Origin of the sequence: Massilia sp. MP_M2 (genome assembly GCF_039123635.1) — a bacterium.
GTDB lineage: Bacteria > Pseudomonadota > Gammaproteobacteria > Burkholderiales > Burkholderiaceae_D > Telluria.
This window is the reverse complement of record NZ_JBCHJF010000007.1, coordinates 148,663-168,534: the sequence shown is the minus strand read 5'-3', so window position 1 is coordinate 168,534 and position 19,872 is coordinate 148,663. Positions and strand designations below refer to the sequence as shown.

General features: G+C 65.2%; 19 protein-coding genes. 12 read left to right on the top strand and 7 right to left on the bottom strand.

All coding sequences use genetic code 11. The features are described 5' to 3' along the window. Positions 1-76 precede the first annotated feature (76 nt). From RCH14_RS16120 to RCH14_RS16100, 5 genes are read left to right on the top strand one after another with little or no spacing between them, the layout of a single operon-like run. Complete coding sequence (locus RCH14_RS16120; RefSeq protein ID WP_343027111.1) at positions 77-2,413, top strand: bifunctional salicylyl-CoA 5-hydroxylase/oxidoreductase; 2,337 nt, start codon at positions 77-79, stop codon at positions 2,411-2,413. 40 nt (positions 2,414-2,453) lie between these two features. Continuing rightward, complete coding sequence (locus tag RCH14_RS16115; RefSeq protein ID WP_343027110.1) at positions 2,454-3,302, top strand: enoyl-CoA hydratase family protein; 849 nt, start codon at positions 2,454-2,456, stop codon at positions 3,300-3,302. Beyond that, positions 3,302-4,468: an acyl-CoA dehydrogenase family protein gene (locus RCH14_RS16110; protein ID WP_343027109.1), complete on the top strand. Its 1,167-nt coding sequence runs from the start codon at positions 3,302-3,304 to the stop codon at positions 4,466-4,468. Before RCH14_RS16115 ends, RCH14_RS16110 begins: the two co-directional genes overlap by 1 nt. Before the next feature lie 21 nt (positions 4,469-4,489). Then, a complete protein-coding gene (locus RCH14_RS16105; protein WP_343027108.1) occupies positions 4,490-4,882 on the top strand; it encodes a RidA family protein in 393 nt (130 codons plus the stop codon). A gap of 60 nt (positions 4,883-4,942) precedes the next feature. Continuing rightward, positions 4,943-5,281, top strand: coding sequence for a hypothetical protein (locus RCH14_RS16100; protein ID WP_343027107.1), 339 nt, complete (start codon positions 4,943-4,945; stop codon positions 5,279-5,281). A 173-nt stretch (positions 5,282-5,454) separates the two neighbouring features. Here RCH14_RS16100 and RCH14_RS16095 read toward each other — a convergent pair whose 3' ends face one another. Together RCH14_RS16095 and RCH14_RS16090 are read right to left on the bottom strand one after the other, a co-directional pair. Continuing rightward, positions 5,455-6,867 carry an SRPBCC family protein gene (locus RCH14_RS16095; protein ID WP_343027106.1) on the bottom strand — a complete coding sequence of 471 codons (1,413 nt, stop codon included), beginning with the start codon at positions 6,865-6,867 and terminating at the stop codon, positions 5,455-5,457. A 327-nt stretch (positions 6,868-7,194) separates the two neighbouring features. Beyond that, the gene (locus RCH14_RS16090) at positions 7,195-8,100 is read right to left on the bottom strand and encodes a LysR family transcriptional regulator (protein WP_343027105.1); all 906 of its coding nucleotides are present in this window, start codon (positions 8,098-8,100) and stop codon (positions 7,195-7,197) included. Between the two features lie 145 nt (positions 8,101-8,245). On the opposite strand from RCH14_RS16090, the gene RCH14_RS16085 reads away from it, so the two are divergent. Beyond that, complete coding sequence (locus tag RCH14_RS16085) at positions 8,246-9,235, top strand: aromatic alcohol reductase (RefSeq protein ID WP_343027104.1); 990 nt, start codon at positions 8,246-8,248, stop codon at positions 9,233-9,235. A gap of 47 nt (positions 9,236-9,282) precedes the next feature. On the opposite strand, the gene fghA is transcribed toward RCH14_RS16085, so the two are convergent. From fghA to RCH14_RS16070, 3 genes are all read right to left on the bottom strand, one after another. After that, positions 9,283-10,125, bottom strand: a complete 843-nt coding sequence (gene fghA / locus RCH14_RS16080) for an S-formylglutathione hydrolase (RefSeq protein WP_343027103.1) — start codon at positions 10,123-10,125, stop codon at positions 9,283-9,285. A 61-nt stretch (positions 10,126-10,186) separates the two neighbouring features. Next, a complete protein-coding gene (locus RCH14_RS16075; protein WP_343027102.1) occupies positions 10,187-10,768 on the bottom strand; it encodes a chromate transporter in 582 nt (193 codons plus the stop codon). Beyond that, the gene (locus RCH14_RS16070) at positions 10,765-11,373 is read right to left on the bottom strand and encodes a chromate transporter (protein ID WP_343027101.1); all 609 of its coding nucleotides are present in this window, start codon (positions 11,371-11,373) and stop codon (positions 10,765-10,767) included. Before RCH14_RS16070 ends, RCH14_RS16075 begins: the two co-directional genes overlap by 4 nt. Positions 11,374-11,515: 142 nt before the next feature. Between RCH14_RS16070 and RCH14_RS16065 the strand changes: the two genes are divergently transcribed. The 3 genes from RCH14_RS16065 to RCH14_RS16055 all read left to right on the top strand — a co-directional run bounded on the left by RCH14_RS16065 (position 11,516) and on the right by RCH14_RS16055 (position 16,116). Then, on the top strand, positions 11,516-11,734 hold the full coding sequence (locus RCH14_RS16065; protein WP_343027100.1) for a hypothetical protein: 219 nt from the start codon (positions 11,516-11,518) through the stop codon (positions 11,732-11,734). Positions 11,735-12,062: 328 nt separating this feature from the next. Continuing rightward, complete coding sequence (locus tag RCH14_RS16060; protein WP_343027099.1) at positions 12,063-14,156, top strand: ATP-dependent helicase; 2,094 nt, start codon at positions 12,063-12,065, stop codon at positions 14,154-14,156. A 526-nt stretch (positions 14,157-14,682) separates the two neighbouring features. Further along, positions 14,683-16,116, top strand: coding sequence for a sugar porter family MFS transporter (locus tag RCH14_RS16055; protein ID WP_343027098.1), 1,434 nt, complete (start codon positions 14,683-14,685; stop codon positions 16,114-16,116). A 24-nt stretch (positions 16,117-16,140) separates the two neighbouring features. Here RCH14_RS16055 and RCH14_RS16050 read toward each other — a convergent pair whose 3' ends face one another. Beyond that, positions 16,141-16,740 (bottom strand): phosphohydrolase, encoded by a 600-nt coding sequence (locus RCH14_RS16050; RefSeq protein WP_343027212.1) that lies wholly within the window; start codon positions 16,738-16,740, stop codon positions 16,141-16,143. 166 nt (positions 16,741-16,906) lie between these two features. On the opposite strand from RCH14_RS16050, the gene glpD reads away from it, so the two are divergent. The 3 genes from glpD (at position 16,907) to RCH14_RS16035 (ending at position 19,648) form a co-directional block, all read left to right on the top strand. After that, positions 16,907-18,472, top strand: coding sequence for a glycerol-3-phosphate dehydrogenase (gene glpD, locus RCH14_RS16045; RefSeq protein WP_343027097.1), 1,566 nt, complete (start codon positions 16,907-16,909; stop codon positions 18,470-18,472). Between the two features lie 40 nt (positions 18,473-18,512). Further along, the gene (locus RCH14_RS16040; RefSeq protein ID WP_343027096.1) at positions 18,513-18,719 is read left to right on the top strand and encodes a hypothetical protein; all 207 of its coding nucleotides are present in this window, start codon (positions 18,513-18,515) and stop codon (positions 18,717-18,719) included. Positions 18,720-18,895: 176 nt separating this feature from the next. After that, a complete protein-coding gene (locus tag RCH14_RS16035) occupies positions 18,896-19,648 on the top strand; it encodes a LuxR family transcriptional regulator (protein ID WP_343027095.1) in 753 nt (250 codons plus the stop codon). Here the strand turns inward: RCH14_RS16035 and RCH14_RS16030 are convergent. After that, positions 19,623-19,838: a helix-turn-helix transcriptional regulator gene (locus RCH14_RS16030; RefSeq protein ID WP_332530918.1), complete on the bottom strand. Its 216-nt coding sequence runs from the start codon at positions 19,836-19,838 to the stop codon at positions 19,623-19,625. The genes RCH14_RS16035 and RCH14_RS16030 overlap by 26 nt on opposite strands. Positions 19,839-19,872 lie beyond the last annotated feature (34 nt).

The following is a 19,872-nucleotide window of genomic DNA, read 5'->3' as shown; positions in this document are numbered from 1 at the left end:
TCGCGTGCGCCACGCCCGTTGACATGTCGTGAAGCAGCACAGGTAAGATAGGCGCCATGCCAGTACAGGAGAGACCATGAACATCGTCTGCGTCGGCGGCGGGCCGGGCGGTCTGTACGCCGCCCTGCTCATGAAACTGCGCGATCCGCGCCGCACCGTCACGCTCGTCGAGCGCAACCGGGCTGGCGACACGTTCGGCTGGGGTGTCGTGTTTTCGGATCAGACGCTGGGCAATCTGGTGCTGGCGGATGCACCGAGCGCGCGCGCGATCGAAGGCGCGTTCAAGCGCTGGGATGCGATCGACGTCCTGATCGGCGGCGCCGCCGTTACCTCGCACGGCCATGGTTTCTGCGGCATCGCGCGCAAGCGCCTGCTCGGCATCCTGCAGGCGCGCTGTGAACAGGCCGGTGTGGCGCTCGTGTTCGATACCGAGGTGGCCGACGAGGTGGCGCTGGCGCGCCGCCATGGCGCCGACCTGGTGGTGGCCGCCGACGGCGTGCACAGCGCGATCCGTACGCGCCATGCGGCCGTGTTCCAGCCAGAGTTGCAAGAACAAAATTGCCGCTACGTCTGGCTCGGCACGCGGCGTCGCTTCGCCGCGTTTACGTTCGCGTTCGAACCGACCGAACACGGCTGGTTCCAGGCCCACGCCTATCAGTATGATGACCAACATGCGACCTTCATCGTCGAGACACTGGAATCGACCTGGCGCGCCAGCGGCCTGGCCGACATGGACCCAGCCGCCACGCTGGTGTTTTGCGAGCGCTTGTTCGCCAGTCTTCTTGGCGGCGAGCCGCTCCTGACCCAGGCCACCCGTGGCGGCGGCGCCATGTGGAATCGCTTCGCGCGCCTGGCCTGCCGCCAGTGGGTGGATGCGATCGACGTCGACGGCCGGCGCGTGCCGCTGGTGCTGCTGGGCGACGCCGCGCACACGGCGCATTTTTCCATCGGCTCGGGCACGAAGCTGGCACTGGAAGACGCCATCGCGCTGGCCGCCGAGCTGCCGGTGGACCAGGCTGGCGCCGCCGGCCTCGACGCCGCGCTGCTGCGCTACCAGGCGGCGCGCGCGGTCGACGTGAGCAAGCTGCAAAGCGCGGCGCGCAATTCGACCGAATGGTTCGAGAACGTGGCCCGCTACAGTGCCATGGACCCCAACGTGTTTGCCTACTCGCTGCTCACGCGCAGCCAGCGCCTGTCGCATGAAAACTTGCGCCTGCGCGACCCCGCCTATATAGACGGCTTCGAGCGCCGCTTTGCCGCGCAGGCGGCAGCGCAGGCCGGCGTGGCCGCGCCGACGGTGTCCACGCCGCCGATGTTTACGCCATTGCGGGTGCGCGACCTGCTGCTCAAGAACCGCGTGGTCGTCTCGCCGATGGCGCAGTACGCGTGCGTCGACGGCGTAGCGGGCGACTTTCACCTCGCGCATCTTGGCGCACGTGCGCTGGGCGGGGCCGGCCTGGTCATGGCCGAGATGACCTGCGTGTCAGCCGACGCGCGCATCACGCCGCGCTGCGCGGGGCTGTACCTGCCCGAACACACGCTGGCCTGGGCCCGCATCGTCGACTTCGTGCATGCGGCGAGCGACGCGAAGATCGGTATCCAGCTGGGCCACGCGGGCGCCAAGGGTTCGACCCGGCCGATGTGGGAAGGGATCGACCAGCCGCTTGCGCACGGCAACTGGCCGCTCGTCTCGGCGTCGCCCCAGCAGTATCTGCCCGGCGTGTCGCAGGTGGCGCGCCAGGCGAGCGAGGCCGACATGGCGCAGATCGAAGCCGATTTCGTGCGCGCCACGCTGGCGGCGCGCGAGGCGGGTTTCGACTGGCTCGAACTGCATTGCGCGCACGGCTATTTGCTGTCGAGCTTCATCTCGCCACTGACCAACCGGCGCATTGACGCCTATGGCGGCAGTCTCGAAAACCGTTGCCGCTTTCCGCTGCGGGTGTTTGCCGCCGTGCGCGCGGCCTGGTCGGCGCACCTGCCGATCAGCGTGCGCATCTCGAGCCACGACTGGGTCGATGGCGGCACCACACCGGGCGACGCGGTGGACATCGCGCGCCTGTTCCGCGCCGCCGGCGCCGACATGATCGATTGTTCGTCCGGACAGGTGAGCAAGGCCGAGCAGCCCGTGTATGGCCGCATGTACCAGACGCCGTTTTCCGACCGCATCCGCAACGAGGCCGGCATCGCGACGATCGCCGTCGGTGGCATCAGCGAGGCCGACCACGTCAACAGCATCATCGCCGCCGGTCGCGCCGACCTGTGCGCCGTGGGCCGCCCGCACCTGGCCAATCCGGCCTGGACGCTGAACGAGGCGGCGCGCATCGGCTACACTGGCGCCGCGTGGCCGCGCCAGTACGCGCCCGGCAAGCAGCAACTCGAACGCGCTCTGGCGCGCGGGCGTCCGGGCGCGTGACGCGCTCTTTCATTTTCCAATGCGTCATCAGGAGCAGTGCATGCATGATCCAGCGATCAATCGAACAAGCCTGACCGGCTACGCGGCGCAGCACGTCGGCTTTGTGCTTGATCCCGCGACGCGCGTGGCGACCCTGACGCTCAATCGGCTCGATCGGCCCGAGCGCAAGAACCCGCTCACGTTCGCCGCCTACGCCGAGCTGCGCGACCTGTTTCGCGCGCTGGCATATGCCGACGATGTCAAGGCGGTCGTGCTCACCGGCGCGGGCGAGAACTTCTGCTCGGGTGGCGACGTGCACGAGATCATCGGACCACTGACGCAACTCGACATGCCGGGCCTGCTGGCCTTTACGCGCATGACCGGCGACCTCGTGAAAGCGATGCGCGCCTGTGGGCAGCCGATCATCGCGGCGGTGGACGGCGTGTGCGCCGGCGCCGGTGCGATCCTCGCACTGGCCTCGGACATCCGCTATGCCACGGCGCGCAGCCGCACCGCCTTTCTGTTTGCGCGCGTGGGCCTGGCCGGCTGCGACATGGGCGCCTGCGCCTTGCTGCCGCGCGTGATCGGGCAGGGCCGCGCCACTGAATTGCTGTACACCGGTCGTTCGATGGATGGCGAGGAGGGCGAGCGCTGGGGTTTTTTCAATCGCCTGTGCGCGCCAGGCCAGGTGCTCGAACAGGCGCAACTGTTCGCCGCGCAGTTGGCCGCCGGCCCGACGTTCGCGCACGGCATGACCAAGAAGATGCTGCACCAGGAATGGAATATGGGCGTCGACGAGGCCATCGAGGCCGAGGCGCAGGCGCAGGCCATCTGCATGATGGCGCAGGATTTCCAGCGCGCCTACCAGGCGTTCGTGAACAAAGAGCCGCCGCGCTTCGAGGGCAATTGATGGCACACGATGCTCTCGACTGGCCGTTTTTCGATGCGCACCACGGCGTGCTGGCGCGCGAGCTGGACGCCTGGGCGGCCGTGAACCTGTCCGACGCGCACGGGGCCGATGTCGATGCGGTTTGCCGCGCACTGGTCGCGCGCCTGGGGCAGGGCGGCTGGCTGCGCCACGCCGTGGCCGGTGCCGAGCACGGCGGCGCGCACGCCGCGATCGACACGCGCGCCATTTGTCTGATTCGCGAAACGCTGGCGCGCCATGCGGGTCTGGCCGATTTTGCGTTCGCGATGCAGGGCCTGGGCAGCGGCGCGATCTCGCTGTTTGGCAGCGCTGCGCAGCGCCGCAGCTGGCTGCCGCGCGTGGCCGATGGCAGCGCCATTGCCGCCTTTGCGCTGTCCGAGCCCGCTGCCGGCTCCGACGTCGCGGCCCTGCAATGTGCGGCGCGGCGTGACGGTGACGCCTGGGTACTCGATGGCGAAAAAACCTGGGTCTCGAATGGCGGTATCGCCGACTTTTACGTCGTGTTCGCGCGCACGGGAGAACCGGCCGGGCGCAGCGCGCGCGGTATCTCGGCCTTCATCGTCGATGCGGCCACACCGGGCCTTGCGGTCGCCGAGCGCATCGACGTGATCGCGCCGCACCCGTTGGCGCGCCTGCGCTTTGCTGGCTGCCGGGTGCCGGCCGCCTGTCAGGTCGGCCTTGAGGGCGATGGCTTCAAGATGGCGATGGCCACCCTCGACGTGTTTCGCACATCGGTGGCGGCAGCAGCGCTGGGCTTTGCACGGCGTGCGCTGGCCGAAGCACTGGCGCATGCGCAGGCGCGGCCACTATTCGGCAAGTTGCTGGCCGACTTCCAGCTCACGCAGGCCCGGCTCGCGCAGATGGCGCTCGAGATCGACGCCGCCGCGCTGCTGACCTACCGGGCGGCGTGGCTGCGCGACAGCGGCAAGCGCGTCACAAAAGAAGCGGCAATGGCCAAGCTGGCCGCGACCGAATCGGCGCAGCGCGTGATCGACGGCGCGGTGCAGCTGTTCGGCGGGCAGGGCGTGCAGCGCGGTCAGGTCGTCGAGGGCCTGTACCGCGAAATCCGCGCCCTGCGCATCTACGAGGGAGCCAGCGAAGTGCAGCTCCTGATCATCGCGCGCGAACTGCTCGCGCAGGAAGCCTGAGGCCGCATGCCGGAAGAATCGATGGAGTTCTTGCAACCGCCCGGCTGGCCTCGTCCGAAAGGCTACGCCAATGGGGTCGTCGCGCGCGGCCGTCAGGTCCACGTCAGCGGGATGGTCGGCTGGACCCCGGCAGGGGTGTTCGAGACCGATGATTTCGTCGCGCAGTCGCGCCAGGCGCTGGCCAATATCGTGGCCGTGCTGCGCGAAGCCGGCGCCGGCCCCGAGCACATCGTGCGCATGACCTGGTATGTGCTCGACAAGCGCGAATACCTGGGCGCCGGGCCGGCGCTGGGCGCAGCTTACCGCGACGTCATTGGCCGCCATTATCCGGCCATGACGGCGGTGCAGGTCGCCGGCCTGATGGAAGATCGTGCGCGGGTCGAGATCGAGGTGACGGCCATCGTCCCGGACTGAACGCCGCCGGTCGGACCTTTCTGTTACCTTGGTCTTCAACCAACACCCAGGGAGACCAGCATGACCAATCCAATCGTCCGCATGATCCAGGATTTCGCGCTTGCAGAGCAGGTTCGGGACGATTTCCTGGCCGCAGGCTTTAGCAAGGACGCCGTCGTCCTGTCGCCAGTTGGCGACGAAGCCGGGCCGGGTCAGTCCAATTTCACCGTCGGCGATTCGTCCGAGGTCAAGGGCGGCACCGGCTACAACGATGTGTTCCGTCCCGAAGGCGACGTGCACGGCGCCTGCATCCTCAAGATCATGACGACCGACGCCAGCCAGGAAGACATGGCCAATGCTATTTTTGCCCGGCACCACGCGGCGTCCCCGCATGCAATGAGTGCGCAGGGCGTGCCATAACGTCTGGCGGGTAGCCTCGCTCCAAGTTCAGCCTGTCGACGAGCATCTCTGTTGAGCGTCGATCGGCACCCCTTGGTCCACCTTCAAACGAACGAACGGCCCCCAATTGGGGGCCGTTCGTTTTTACGCGGCATTCTCGTGGTGACTGCCTGGGGCAGTCACCACGGGTTGGCTTAGCGGCGGGTTGGGCCGCGTGCGTCACCGCGTTCGATGAACGCTTTCATCTGTGCCAGGTCGTCATCCATCTGGCGCTGTGGGTCGACACCCAGCATGCGCGCCACGCTATGGCCGAGCACGCCGGCTGGCGGGGTATAGCTGATGCGCACCGTCGCGCGCGTGCCGCCATTGCTTGGCTCGAACGTGACGCTGCCGTCCTGTTCGATTTCCGAACCCGGCTCGCTGCGCCACGACAGGCGATCCGGACGCGACTGCTCGGTCATGACTGCGTTCCACGCGTACTCCATACCGCCAGGGCCGCGCACGACCCAGTGCGAACGGCGATGGCCGAGGTCACGCACTTCGGTCACGTGCGACATGAAGCGCGGGAAGTTTTCGACATCGGACCAGGCATCGAACACTTCGCGTGGCGAGGCATCGATGAAGACGCTGTTCTCGACCTCGACCCGGCTCGCTTCGCCGCGGTGACGCAGCGAATCGACCAGGTTGCGGCCACGGTCGCTGCGCAGCAGCACTGCGAGCGCGCCCAGACCCAGCAGGGCGACGGCCGGCGAACGGCGCGCCAGGCCAACGACGCTCAGCGCGCTGGTGCCGAGCAGGGCCGAGTTGGTCAGCGTCGGGCCGCGCGCGCCGAAGGCTTGCGTCAGGTGATCGGTCCATTCGCGCACCTGGTTGCCCACGGCGTTGGCACGGGCACGGGCGCCGTTGCCGGCGCTGTGCGCGGCCTGCGCCAGGTTCTCACGGGCGGTGTCGGCGCGTTCGCGTGCGCGATCGGCAGCGTCATCGGCGCTGGTACGGGCCTTGTCGGCAGCGTCACTGGCGCTGCTGCGTGCCTTGTCGGCATTGTAGTTGGCGCGCTCGCGTGCATCGTTGGCGACGTGCTGCGCGCGCGAACGGACGTCGTCCGCGTAGTCGCGTGCATCGTCAGCGGCGCGGGCGGCGGCGCTGCGGGCCGTGTCGGCAGCATGCGAGACGCGATCACGGGCCGTGTCAGCGGCGTGCGAGACACGGTCACGGGCGTAATCGGCCGCGTGCACGGCGCGGTCGCGCGCATCGTATGACGCTTCGGCCAGGCGGCCGCGCGCGTGTTCGAGGCGGTCACGCGTCTGGTGCGATGCTTCGGTCAGGCGATCGCCGGCAGCATGGGCAGCGCCTGCCAGGCGCTCGCCTGCGCGCAGGTACACCGATTCGGCACGTTCGCGCGCCGAATCGAAGCGCTCACCGGCAGTATGAAGGGCGTGTTCGAGTTTGTCGGCGCCGCGATGACGCGCATCGCGCAGTGCGCCCTTGGCGCGCGCACGGCGTTTCGGGCCGCGGTCCGGGTCGAAGGCGTACATCAGCAGGGCGCCTGCCACTGCGGCGCCAATCCATTTGCCTGCGTTGTTTCCCTGATCGTTCGATTCGTTCATGTCGGCTCCTCTCGGTTAGATATACGGTATTGCGTCGGACCCAACCCCTACCGGGCAGTGCCACATGCAGCCTGGCGGTTCGGTCCGTCACTGGTCTGTGTTAGTTGAATGCATCGTGCATTCGCACCCATAAAAAAACCGCGCCGCTTCGCAATCATGCGTTGCAGTGCGGCCCGGCGAACCATTGCCCGGTTCACGAGGAACCTGATGCGCAGGTATCTGCGTGCATTGCATTTAGCATACACCACGGTTTCACCGCACCGGCGTTCGTTTGCCGCTGGGAAATTCGACGTGATTTGATCCTGCTCGACTTTGATTGCCAGGGGATCAGACTTCCTGGCCGGCATTGGCGAACAGCTGGGCCGTCCAGTCGGAGAATGCCCGCATCGCCGGCGACAGAAAGCGCTGATGCGGGTAGAGCAGTGATACCGGAACCGGGGCGGGGCGCTTGTCAGCGAGCACTTCGATCAACGCCCCTGTGCCCAATTGGTCTGCCACCAGAATCTCGGCCAGCTGCATCAGGCCGGTTCCGTCGAGGCCCAGCTCGATGTACAGCCCGGTTTCGTTGACCGCCACCGTGCCAGCGACCGCAACGGTGACGCTGTCTCCGTCTTCGGAAAAATGCAGCTCGCTGCCCCGCCGCGTCGTGCTGGAAAAATAGTGGACCGCCCGGTGTCGTGCCAGATCCACCAGCTCTTTGGGAATGCCTTGTTCTTCGAGATAGGACGGTGCCGCGCAGGTCACCCAACGCAACGCGCCCAAACGGCGTGCAACCAGCGTCGAGTCATGGAGATTGCCGGTACGGATAACGCAGTCGACGCCTTCCTGGATCAAGTCCACCTGACGATCATTTACGCCGATCATCAGGTAGACATCGGGGTAGCGCTGCTGAAACTGCGCCAGCTGCGGCAAGATCAAGGCATGCGCGATGCCGCCAGGCACATCCACGCGCAGCTTCCCCTGCGGACGCTCGGCAGGGCCTTGCAGACTGGATTCCGTGTCGGCAATCAGATCGAGTATCTCGCGGCAGCGGTGGAAATATTGCTCACCTTCCGGCGTCAAGCTGAGGTTTCTGGTGGAACGGTTCAGCAAGCGTACCTGCAGATGTTTTTCGAGCCTTTTGATGATGCCTGTCACCGATGATGGCGGTAAGCCAAGGGTATCTGCTGCGCGAACAAAACTTCGGCTGTCGACCACGCGAAGAAACACCTGCATTGCCTGAACGCGATCCATCGTAGGTCCTGATAGCGATAAAGAAAACGGCACTATAGCCCAACATTGTTCGCATTTTCTGCATGATGAAAACCGCCAGGGCTACTTTTTCCGCGTTGCCATACCCGCTACCGTGCAGCTATCGAACCCACAGGAGCAATCAACAATGTCCAATCAAGACCATCCACTGGCAGTGTCGCTGACGAACCAGGCCAATCCGAACGCCATGTCCCGGAACATTCTCGTGCTCGGTGCCGGCGAGCTCGGCCTGCCGGTGCTGCGCAGTCTTGCGCAGCGCGCCAGGAACTTCGACGGTGTGACCATCAGCGTGCTGCTGCGCGCTAGCGCCATCCAATCTACTTCGCCTGGCAAGCAAGGTGATATCGCCGAGATCCGGGATCTTGGCATCCAGATCGTCCCGGGCGACCTGGTGAAGAGCTCGATCGATGAGCTGGCCGCAGTCTTCGGGCAATATGACACGGTCATCGGGTGCGCCGGCTATGCGGCGGGCATCGATACGCCAATGAAGTTGGCGCGCGCTGCCCTGCAGGCGCAACTCCCAAGGTACTTCCCATGGCAGTTCGGCGTCGATTTCGACGTGATCGGTCGTGGCGGCCCGCAGGACATCTTCGACGCACAGCTGGACGTGCGCGAACTGCTGCGTGCTCAGGATCAGACCGAGTGGGTCATCATCTCGACCGGCATGTTCATGAGCTATCTGTTCGAGCCTGAATTTGGCGTGGTCGACCTCAAAGAACATGCCGTCCATGCCCTCGGCAGCCTCGACACCGCTGTGACGCTCACGACGCCGGATGATATCGGCATGCTTACTGCCGAGATCATGTTTGCCCAACCCCGTATCCGCAACGAGATCGTGTTTCTGGCTGGCGACACCGTGACGTACGGAGAAGTCGCCGACAAGCTGCAGGCGGCGCTTGGCCACCCTTTCAACCGTGCGGCATGGAGCGAAGCGGATTTAATGGACGAATTGGCGCGCGAGCCGGACAATATGATGCGCAAGTACCGCGCCGCCTTCGCGCAAGGACGCGGTGTTGCCTGGGACAAGAGTGGCACGTTCAACAGCCGTCGCGCGATTGCCGTGACCGACGTGGCAACCTGGATCGCTGCGAACCTGCCGTCTGGCCGCAGCGCGTAATCGTCAGGTAGCCGGCTCGGGCGCGTGCGCGCACCAACCCGGCGGATTCAGCCGAGCTGGCTGGCGTGGAAACGCAGATGGTCTTCGACAAACGTCGAGATGAAGTAGTAACCGTGGTCGTAGCCGCTCTGGCGGCGCAGCGTCAGCGGCTGGCCGATGCGGGCGCAGGCGCCTTCAAAGGCCTCTGGCCGCAGCTGCTCGGGCAGGAACTTGTCGCCCAGGCCCTGGTCGATCAGGATGCCGCCAGGGAAGGGCGCCGTCTCGTGCTTTGCCATCAGCGCGCTGGCGTCGTAGTGCTGCCAGGTGCTTTCATCCGGGCCCAGATAACCGCCAAACGCTTTCACACCCCATGGGCAGCGGCTTGGCGCGGCGATGGGCGCAAACGCCGACACCGAGCTGAACAGCTCAGGATGACGCAGTGCCATGACCAGCGCGCCATGGCCGCCCATCGAGTGGCCGAAGATGCCCACGCGCGCCGGATCGGCCGGCAGCAGATCGAGCACCAGCGCGTGCAGTTCGAGCAGGTAGCTGTGCATGCGGTAATGCGTCGACCATGGCGCTTCGGTGGCGTCCAGGTAAAAGCCGGCACCGACGCCGAAGTCCCAGCTGTCGGTCTCGCCCGGCACGTTCGCGCCGCGCGGGCTGGTGTCGGGCGCCACCAGGATGATGTCAAGTTCGCTCGCCACGCGCTGGGCGCCGGCCTTGGTCATGAACGTTTCGTCGGTACAGGTCAGGCCCGCCAGATAGAACAGCACGGGCAGCTTCTTGCCGTTTGCCTCGGGCGGCAGGTACACCGAAAACTTCATCGGCAAGCCGATGGCGCTGGAATCGTGCTGGTAGAAACGTTGCTCGCCGCCGAAGCAGGCATGTTGGTTCAGGAGTTCGGACATCGTCATGTGGTGGACAGTGAAAGATGCGGCCAGTATGCCGCGTCCTGCGCCAGCATGCCAACTACACCAGTCCAAGCGCGCCAAGCACGGCGCCGGCCGCCAGCATCCACAATATGTGCAGGCGCGTGCGCCAGATGACGAGGCAGCTCGCCACCGACAGCAGCCACAGCGGCCAGCGGTCCGGATCAACGCCCCCGCCGGTGGCCAGCAGCCACGCGGTCGACAGCAGCATCGCAATAACGAGCGGGGCCATGCCCTGCTTGAAGGCTCGCACGGCCCGCCGTTCACGATTGCGCTGTGCCCATTGCGCCACCTGATAGGTAAAGACGGTCGACGGCAGCATGATGCCCACCATCGCGATGACCACGCCGCACAGCGCGGCCAGCGTGCTGCCGTTGTTCAGGCCGACGTTCCAGCCCAGCAGCGCCACGAACAGCACATTCGGTCCGGGCGACGACTGCGCCAGCGCGACCGAGTCGTTAAATTGCGCCGGTGTCAGCCAGCCCTGGCGCTCGACCAGGTAGCGCTGCATTTCGGATGTGGTCGAGATCGCACCGCCAAGCGACATCAGCGACAGCGCCAGGAAGTGCGTAAACAGGCTGACCCAGTCGTGCCAGGTGAACACCAGCTGCGGCGCGCTCATGGCTTGAACCTGCGCCAGGCCAGCACGCAGCCCAGGCCACCAAGGCCGAACACGACCGTTGCCAGCGGCACCCGCACCCAGGCCAGCAGCACGAAGCCGAGCACGGCGATCAGCACGCAGGCCACGAGCGGCAGCACGTTCTTGCCCAGCGCGGCCGCCATCTTCAGGCCGGTGGCCGCCACCAGCCCCGCGGCCACGGCCGCCATGCCGCGCAGCGCGCCCTGGACCGCCGGCATGTCGGCGAAGCGGGCATAGACCAGGGCCAGCGCCAGCACCACGACCAGTGGCGCGGCCAGCAAGCCGGCCAGTGCGCTCATCGCGCCGGCCAGGCCGAAGTGGCGCTGGCCAATCATCATCGCCAGGTTGCACACGTTCGGCCCCGGCAAGATCTGCGCGACCGACCATTCTTCGATGAATTCTTCATTGCTCAGCCAGCGTTTGCGCTCGACCATTTCGCGCTGGATCACGGCCAGCACGCCGCCAAAGCCCTGTAGCGCAATCAGTGTGAATGAGACGAACAGGTCGGTGCACGATTCGGGAACGGGGTGGCTGGTGGCCGGTGCGCCCGGCTGCGCGCTCGGGGAGGGAAGGGGCGAAGGACTCATCCCGTTATTATCGCTGCTGCGCGGTATCCGCGCTTTCCACGAGCAATGTATTCGCACATTGATACAGCTTTGCCATTGACTTTGCATCTGCTTGGCCAATAATCGTGGTGCATGACACATCCACCATGATCGGAGATCAGCGATGAAATTACCGCACACGCAAGACATCCATCCATGCGTTGCCGGCGCGTCCGAGCTGCGATCCAATGCTGGCCAGCGTGATGTCGTCACGCGCGGGATTGCCACATTGGGCGAGCTCGGCGTCGTGCCGGCGGTCGAATACCTGAAGTCCAACGGTGTAAGGGCGAAGGTCATCGAGCGCGTGCTGCTTGAACCCGAACGGCGCCGCGCGCTGGCGTGATCTGCACGGTGGCGCGCTCGCTGTCAAGGGTGCGACTGCCTTTGTTTGCGCCCAATGTGCAGTTGTCACCGTCGTTGCCTTCCCAATAGGCAAATTGTTGAAAGCCGCCCCGCAGGCCGTGTTCAGCCTGTCAAGCCCCCTCTTTTCCACATAGTTATTCACAGACTTTGTGGATATCCAGAAAAGGTTTTATTTGTCCGGGGCTTACCGATGGCACTTCAGGTCGGGCCTGATCTTGCGAGCGGGCAAGCATGATGGTCGTGCGATTTAGCGCTTGCGGACCGATACTGGATAAATGTACAGTATCGCTTTCTCCGCTTGCCACTCCATGACCACCGCTACCGCCGCGCCCGCCATCGAAGACCCGTTCGCCAGCCTGAATCCGGCGCAGCGCGCCGCGGTCGAGCACGATATCGGTGTGGAGGCGCCGCGCCCATTGCTGGTGGTGGCCGGTGCGGGCTCCGGCAAGACCAACACGCTGGCGCATCGCGTGGCGCGCCTGATCGGGGCCGGCGCCGATCCGCAGCGCATCCTGCTGCTGACCTTTTCACGCCGCGCGGCTGGCGAAATGACCCAGCGGGCCAGCGGGGTCCTGCACCGGCTGCTGGGCCGCGCCAGCTCGGCCCGGTCCCAGGCGCCGGTGGCGCTGCCCTGGGCCGGCACCTTTCACAGCATCGGCGCGCGCCTGCTGCGCGAATTCGCCGGGCGCATCGGCCTCGATCCGCAATTCACGATCCACGACCGGGGCGACGCCGAAGACCTGATGGGCATGGTGCGCCACGAGATCGGCCTGTCCCGCACCGAAAAACGCTTTCCCATGAAAGGCACCTGCCTGTCGATCTATTCGCGCGTGGTCAATAGCCGCGATCCGCTCGATCAGGTCTTGCAGGCGTATTTCCCGTGGTGCGCAGAATGGGAGGCCCAGCTCAAGACGCTGTTTGGCGCGTATGTCGACGCCAAGCAGGAGCAAAACGTGCTCGACTATGACGACCTGCTGCTGTTCTGGGCCGAGATGGCAGCCGACCCGGTACTTGGGGCTGAATTAGGCAGCTGGTTCGACCATGTTCTGGTCGACGAGTACCAGGATACCAACCGTCTGCAGGCCGCGATCATCACCGGCATGAAACCCGATGGCAGGGGCGTGATGGTGGTCGGCGACGATGCCCAGTCCATCTATGGTTTTCGCGGCGCCACCGTGCGCAACATCCTCGACTTCGCGGGCCAGTTCACGCAGCCGGCGCACGTGATCACGCTCGAGCGCAATTACCGCTCGACGCAGCCGATCCTGGACGCGTCCAACGCCGTCATTGGCGCCGCGCTCGAGCGCCACGCCAAGACACTCTGGACCGACAAGGCATCGACCATCAAGCCGCAACTGGTTCTGATTCCCGACGAAGCCGAGCAGGCGCGCTGGGTCTGCAGTCGCATCCTCGAGCAGCGCGAAGAAGGCGTGCCGCTCAAGTCACAGGCGGTGCTGTTTCGCGCAGCCAGCCACAGCGCCGCGCTCGAACTCGAACTCATGCGGCGCAACGTTCCGTTCGTCAAGTTCGGCGGCCTGAAATTCCTGGAGGCCTCGCATATCAAGGATCTGCTGGCACTGCTGCGTTTTGCCCAGAACCCGAGCGGTCGTCTGGCCGGCTTTCGTGTGCTGCAACTGATTCCGGGAATCGGACAGGCCACCGCCACGCGCGTGCTCGATGCGGTGGGCGAGAGCAGCGATGTTGCCGCCACGCTGGCGGCGTTCCTCGTGCCGGCGCGCTGCAGCGGCGAGTGGCAAGCGTTCTGCGCGTTATACGCGCGGCTGCGCACGCCTGGCCTGCGCTGGCCGCAAGACCTCGAGCTGGCGCGCGACTGGTACGCACCGCACCTGGAGCGGCTGCACGACGATTTCCAGGTGCGCGCGCTCGACCTCGACCAGCTCGTCGCGCTGTCGGCTGGCCATGCCAACCGCGAGAGTTTCTTGGCCGATATCACGCTCGACCCGCCCGAAGCGACGAGCGACCGCGCCGGCCCGCCCTTGCTCGACGACGATTACGTCATCCTCTCGACCATTCATTCAAGCAAGGGGCAAGAGTGGAAAACGGTGCACGTGCTCAATGTCGTCGATGGCTGCATACCGTCGGACATGGCCACTGGAAAGCAGGACGATATCGAGGAAGAGCGGCGGCTGCTGTATGTGGCCATGACACGGGCGCGCGAGAACCTGCACCTGATCGTGCCGAACCGTTTCTTCATCAAGCAGCAGTCGAGCACCGGGGATCGCCATGTGTATGCGACGCGGTCGCGCTTCGTCACGCCCGTGATGCTCAAGCATTTCGAAGAATCCGCCTGGCTGAGCGCGGACAAGCGCGAGCTGCGCACGCCGATGCCCGACAGCGTACGCATGCTCGTGCGCGACCGGGCGCGCAGCGCCTGGAAATGACCGTAGATCAGGCCACGTTGTCGACTTATCCCCCATGTCATGCGGTTGTAGGAGTTGACCGCATATAAACTTGTTGCTCCCATGTGGTGCACATGCAAGTGCTTGATTTTATTGGAACAAAATTTTGCCTCTACAACGGGCAATTTGTTGAAACCCGCATCCCTTCTGGGCTGGTGGCTTGTCAAGTGGCGCTTGTCCACACAGTTATCCACAATTCTTGTGGATAGTATAAAACCCTGAACAAAATCAGCGAGTTAGCTGTTCGTGATGCTCACGAGCATGTTCCGCATGCCCGTCGATGTCCATCCAATCTTGTCAATAGGGTTGTTCTTTTGTTAATTAGAGAAAATTACTAATATGTTTGCTATCGAACAGTCGTGTTGTACGTATCCCTTTATCCTTTGCCAAGTTATTTAAAGATGTAGCCGACGCTGTCTTGCGTTGGCCAGCTTCGCGGTCGTCCGGACGGTGACGAAATGGGCCCGCCGCTTTTCCCCTTCCCGTCCATTTCCCACAAAGGATTCGTATGTCTTCAGCAGTTCCCCCGGCCGGCGCCCCGACGCCGCCCGATACCAAGGAAAGCCGCTTCGTCTTCAAGGTTGCCATCGTCGCCACGATGGGCGCTCTGGCCTTCGGCTACGACACCGGTGTGATCTCCGGCGCGCTGCCGTTCATGAGCGCGCCGCCATCCAGTGGTGGCCTCGGCTTGACACCGCTGACCGAAGGCGTCGTGACGTCCGCGCTCGTGTTCGGCGCCGCCGTGGGCTCGTTGATGGCAGGCTCGCTGTCGGACCGGTTCGGTCGGCGCATGACGCTGATCTGGCTGGCGCTGGTGTTCATGATCGGCGCGCTCGGCACGACCCTTGCGCCGTCGGTCGAAGTCATGGTCGCCATGCGCTTCGTGCTCGGCCTGGCCGTTGGCGGCGCGTCGTCCACGGTGCCGGTGTTCATCGCCGAAATGGCCGGCCCCAGCAGGCGTGCCAGGCTGGTCACGCAAAACGAGCTGATGATCGTCACCGGCCAGTTGATCGCCTATGTGCTCAATGCGGTGCTGGCGCACTATGCGCATTCGCCGGATGTCTGGCGCTATATGCTTGCGATCGCCGCCGTGCCGGCCCTGCTGCTGGGTGTGGGCATGATGTTCGTGCCGCCGTCGCCGCGCTGGCTGGCCAGCAAGGACCGGATGGAAGAAGCGCGCGCGGTCATGCAGCAGATCCGTTCGAGCGACGAGCAGATCGAACGCGAGATGGCCGAAATGACCAAGCTGAACCAGATCGAGCACGAGCAGGCCGGCTGGTCGGCCGTCATGGGCACGCCATGGATCAGAAAACTCCTGTGGCTGGGCATCGGCCTGGGCTTCATGGCCCAGTTCACGGGCGTGAACGCCTTCATGTACTTCACCCCGATCATCCTGCAATCGACCGGCCTGGGCACGAATGCCGCGCTGACCGCGACCATCGGGAACGGCGTGGTGGCCGTGATCGCGACCTTCATCGGTATCTGGCTGATCGGCAAACATGGTCGCCGCTCGATGCTGCTGTCGGGTTTGTCGGGCGTGGTCGTCATGCAGTTTGCGCTGGGCGCCGTGCTGCTGTGGATGCCGGATGGGATTACGCGCAGCTATGCTGCGCTGGCGTGCATCCTGTGCTTCCTGCTGTGCATGCAGATGCTGATTGCGCCGGTGTACTGGCTCTTGATGTCGGAGCTGTTCCCGATGCACCTGCGTGGCGTGCTGACCGGCACTGCGGTGGCGTGCCAGTGGATCTTCAACGCGATCGTGGCCTTGCTGTTCCCGCTGGCGCTGGCGCAGTTCGGCAGTGCGACGTTCTTCCTGTTCGCCGCCATCAATGTGGGCTCGCTGATCTTCGTTGCGCTGCGTCTGCCGGAAACGCGCGGCCGCTCGCTCGAGAGCCTGGAGAAGTATCTGGAAAAAGAACTGACCCCACGCGCGAAGGCGTAAGGTGGCGCGAAGAGGGGGCGGGCTTCAGGCTGCCGGCCTCACCGCTTCCTTGAGCCGTTCGAGCTCATACAGAAAACGTTCGCAGGCCAGCGTTGGCGGCCACGGTTCCCACGGCGCGCAATCATACTGACGCGCCAGCGGATCCTCCGGCAGGATCGCCGCACGAATCTTGAGCGTGCGCCGGACCTCGTCAGCCGACCAGCCTGCCACATGGACCGCTTCGCTGGCCGCGGCCAGCCGGTCGGCTTTCTTGTGCGCCGCGTGCGACTTCGCATCCCAGGCCGGCAAGCCGTAACGCAGGAATACCATGTGTTCCAGGCGCTGTGTCAGGGCGCGAAAGGCGTCGCCCAGAAACGGCTTGATGACCGAAATCGCATCGAATCCCAGCAAGCCTTCTTCGGCATCGTGCAGCAGTTCGCGCAATTCGTCGAGCGGCGATAGCGTCGGGGTGGCCGCACGCCGCAGCAGCATCACGCTGATTGAATGCTGCGCGACCGATAGCGGCAACGGCCATGCCGAGTGGCCGCCCCAGCGGTAGGTGCGGGCCAGGCCGAGCGCCAGGTCGGCGTCGTCCCAATCGAACGGGGTGGGGTCGAGCAGGTCCAGACGCCGGCCCGACGGCATGCGGACCCAGGCCCGTGTTGTCGTGTCAATCCTTGCGCCGGGCAGGGGAGCAGAAGTGGAAATGTGCATATGGCGATTTTACACACCGACTCTGCCATTTTGCGCATAATTGACCGGGGCAGCGCGCGCGCATCGGTTGCGTGCACTGGCCACGAGGGGGGGGAGGATGACAACGGACAGGTTCATCGATTGCGACTTGCTGGTGGTGGGCGCCGGCATCAATGGCGCCGGCATCGCGCGTGACGCCGCCGGGCGCGGGCTGAAGGTCATCCTGTGCGACAAGGACGACCTTGGCGCGCATACGTCGTCCGCATCGAGCAAGCTGATCCACGGCGGACTGCGTTACCTCGAACACCGCGAGTTCGGCCTGGTGCGCAAGGCCCTGGCCGAGCGCGAAATCCTGCTGCGCAGCGCGCCGCACATCACGCACCCGCTGCGCTTCATCATGCCCCATGTGCGTGGGGCGCGTCCGGCCTGGCTGATCCGGGCCGGGCTGTTCCTGTACGACCGGCTCGCGGCGCGCGATTTTCTGCCTGGCGCGCAAACCATCAATCTGGCCGGGCACGCCGCAGGCGCTGCACTCAAGCCCGAATATACGCGCGCCTTTGCCTATTCCGACGGCTGGGTCGACGATGCGCGGCTGGTCGTGCTCAACGCGCTCGATGCCCACGAACGCGGCGCGCAGGTCATGCCGCAGACGGCGTGCGACGACGTCGTGCGGCGCGCCGTGCATTGGGAGGCGCGGCTGTCGCGCTCCGGTGAGCCGCTTGCCGTGCGTGCCCGCGGGCTGGTCAATGCCACCGGGCCGTGGGCAGAGCGCCTGGCCGTGCGCGCTGGCAGCGCCACACCGCAACGCGCGCTGCGCCTGGTCAAGGGCAGCCACATCGTCGTGCCGCGCCTGTTCGATCATGCCTGCGGCTACCTGTTCCAGCACACCGATGGCCGGGTGGTGTTCGCGCTGCCGTACGAAGACGCGTTCACGCTGATTGGCACCACCGACGTCGAGTTCACGGGTGATCCGGGCCATGTCACCATTGCCGACGACGAACAAGCCTATCTGTGCGCGCTGGCCAACCTTTACTTCCGGCGCCAGATCGCACCAGGCGATATCGTCTGGAGTTACGCCGGCGTGCGCCCGCTGCTGGCCGACGAGGCTGGCACTGCGGCAGCGGTCACGCGCGACTACCATCTGGCGCGCGATGGCGATGGCCCACCGCTGTTGTCGGTGTTCGGCGGCAAGATCACGACCTACCGCAAGCTGGCCGAGGAAGCGCTCGACTGGCTGGCGCCGCGCCTGGGCCGGCCGTGCGCACCGGCGTGGACGGCAAGCGCCGTGCTGCCCGGCGGCGACCTGTTCGGCGCGACACCTGACCGCCGCGGGGTGCTCGAATTCGACGGCTGGGTGGCGGCGCTGCACCAACGTCATGACTGGCTCCCGAAGCCGCTCGCGCTGCGATACGCGCGCGCGTATGGCACGCGCGTGGCGCGCCTGCTGGCCGGGTGCCACGCGCTGGACGATCTGGGTCTGGAAATTGCGCCCGGCCTGTACGAGGCAGAACTGCGCTACCTGATGGCGCATGAATGGGCGTCCTGTGCGGCCGACGTGCTGTGGCGCCGCAGCAAGCTTGGCCTGCACGTGCGGCCCGGCGCCGCCAAGGCAATCGATGCGTGGATGGCAGCGGAGCAAGCGGCGCTGGCGATTGGCAGAGCGCGAGTGGCGCCCCCGGTCTGACGCACCCGCCGGTGCTATCCGGCTGCAGTGCGCATCTGGGATGCTGATCGTCGTGCGCCGGCCGCCGACTGTTTATCGATTCGATCCTCATACGGCCAAGAAGTGGTCGTATGCCGAAACGGCGCCAGGGGTGGGACGTGCTGCAGTCGCAACAGAATGTTTCATTGATCTACGTCAAGACACAAATTTTCTTTCTGCTAACAACGACATCACGGCGAACTGCATCACCGACATTGAAATTAAGTAAGCCCACGCATGATCGACAAACGCAATCTGCAATCAGGGCTGACCTGATAATAGTTGTTGTCATTACACGACATCAAATGAAATGGGTACGGATAAATTTCTTGATTGTTAATTTTCGAGGATTTTGATGGGGGGTGAACGGACTAGCATAGTGCTGATGCATATTCTTCCGACCCCATGATTGATACCGCCTTGCTACTCGAGTTGATGCAAGCCAGGGACGCGACCCAGTGGAGCGCGTCCCTGTTCAATCTCGCGCGCACACTGGGTTTCGACCAGGTGCTGTTCGGCGTGGTAGGTTCGCGCCATGCGCGCTTCGAGTCGGCCTTCTTGCGCAGTAACTACGCCGACAACTGGCGCGAGCGCTACGACCGCAATGGCTTTGCCTATGTTGATCCGACGGTCGCCCACTGCCTGACGAGCACCTTGCCGATGGTGTGGGAGCCTGGCCTGTTCGCTTCCGGCAGCCAGCAGGCGGGCTTGTACGAAGAAGCCAGCGCGCACGGTATCCGCAGTGGCGTCACGCTGCCGGTGCACGGCCCGCAGGGTGAATTCGGGGTCATCAGCTTCGCGTCCGATGCGCGGCCCGACATCGCCGCCCAGCGCGCCGTGATGGAGGCGCTGCCGATGCTGTCGCTGGTGCGCGATTACGCGTTTGCGTCGTCGCAGCGCTTTCGCGAAGAAGGTTCACGGCCCGAAGACGGCCGGGGCGCTGCGCCGCGCCTGACCAAGCGCGAACTGGAAGTCTTGCAGTGGGTCATGGCGGGCAAGTCGTCATGGGAGATTGCCCGCATCACCAACTGCTCCGAAGCGACCGTCAACTTCCACCTGGCGAATGTGCGTCAGAAGTTCGACGTGAACACCCGCCAGCAGGCAGTGGTCAAGGCCATCGGCCTTGGATTGATCACCCCTGAAGATCACCATCGCTGAGCTTGCCATTGACATACATGCGCAGCAGGATCGATACGGGCGTCGGGATGGCCAGGCCAGTCTCGAAGCGGGAGCCGCTCGACTGGGTGACGCCGAAGCGGCCCCAGAACTTTTCCTGGCTCTCGCGCTTGGTGATGCGCAGGCGGCGTAGTTCATGCGGCGCCATGCGCACGGCGCCAGCGGCCTGCATGACCTGGTTGGCGTGGTGGTCGGCGGCCAGAGCG